The sequence below is a fragment of the Nocardia sp. NPDC004722 genome (assembly GCF_053601505.1).
The window spans coordinates 1-1,015 of sequence record NZ_JBSGBY010001128.1 but is presented as its reverse complement, the minus strand read 5'-3'; the positions used below and the strand labels follow the sequence as shown (position 1 = coordinate 1,015).

At 70.0% G+C, this 1,015-nt stretch carries 1 protein-coding gene and 1 pseudogene; one reads left to right on the top strand and one right to left on the bottom strand.

Annotated elements, in window-relative coordinates:
* Positions 1-63: 63 nt before the first annotated feature.
* Positions 64-645, bottom strand: a complete 582-nt coding sequence (locus ACWELQ_RS46280) for a hypothetical protein (protein ID WP_452403285.1) — start codon at positions 643-645, stop codon at positions 64-66.
* A gap of 286 nt (positions 646-931) precedes the next feature.
* Between ACWELQ_RS46280 and ACWELQ_RS46275 the strand changes: the two are divergent.
* A pseudogene (locus ACWELQ_RS46275) lies at positions 932-1,015 on the top strand (Clp protease N-terminal domain-containing protein); the annotation flags it as partial.

Genomic DNA, 1,015 nt, shown 5'->3' with positions numbered 1-1,015 from the left:
CGGGAGCCACACGATCGGCAGACGACTGAGAGCCATACCCACCCCTCCCGGGGCATCCGGACCCTACGGGGCCGGACCGCTAAAAGGTAGGGACGGCTGATCGCGAGCCACGATCTGTCGGTCCTCGACGCGTTGGCCGAACGCTACCGCCGCTTCGACGAGGCGGAAGTCCTCAAACAGGCACAGGATTCGACCTCCCGCCCGCTGACCCTGCTGAGCGCCATCCACTTCCGGCCCACCTGGCACAGCCTGTGGCGGCATTCCGTCGAACGGGCGATCCAGGACGCGCTGGCCGCGACGGTACTGCTGCGCGCCGCCGTCGCGGTGCACGAGCTCGGCGTGACCGCGGGCATCGCGCGGGTCCGCGACGAATTCGCCACTGTCTCCGCCCTGTTCACCCGGGGCGAGGCCAGGCGGGCCGCATCGGGACTCGCCCTGCCCGCCCTCCAAACGCTGCGGCTGAAGGGCGCGCCACCGGAACTGCCCGCCCGACCCATCGTCCATCTCCGCGAGATCGATGCCTGGCTGCGCGGGCAACAGCCGCAGGGCCTCGCCTTCGACAAGTTCGTCCGCACCCGCCTGAGCACCGCGCTGGCCTACGGAATCGTCATCCACGACCGGTGCCACAACCTGCTCAGCCAGCAAATCCCCTACGACGTCCTACCGAACGAGTGGGATTCGAAGTCCTTGCGCGCCTGGCGCGCCGAAATCCCCCACACCCCCTACCGACAGCCCGAGAACTGGCTGTGCGAGCCCCTAGTCCGCCGCGCCCGCCCACCCCTGGCAACTCGCCTGGCCGAGGCCCACGCTGCGGCTGCCGAGGCGATGTCAGATGTGGCTGCGGCGCAGACCGTCGAGCAGGCCTCGGATCTATTGTGGCTGGCAGATCTGGCCGACGCGATCGCGCGGGCACGCGGGCATGAGGCGGCCGGCGCAGCGGCTGGCCACCGAGATGGGCGACGAGTACGTCTCCACCGAGCATCTGGTCTACGGCCTGGCCGCCGGGGATTCCGAT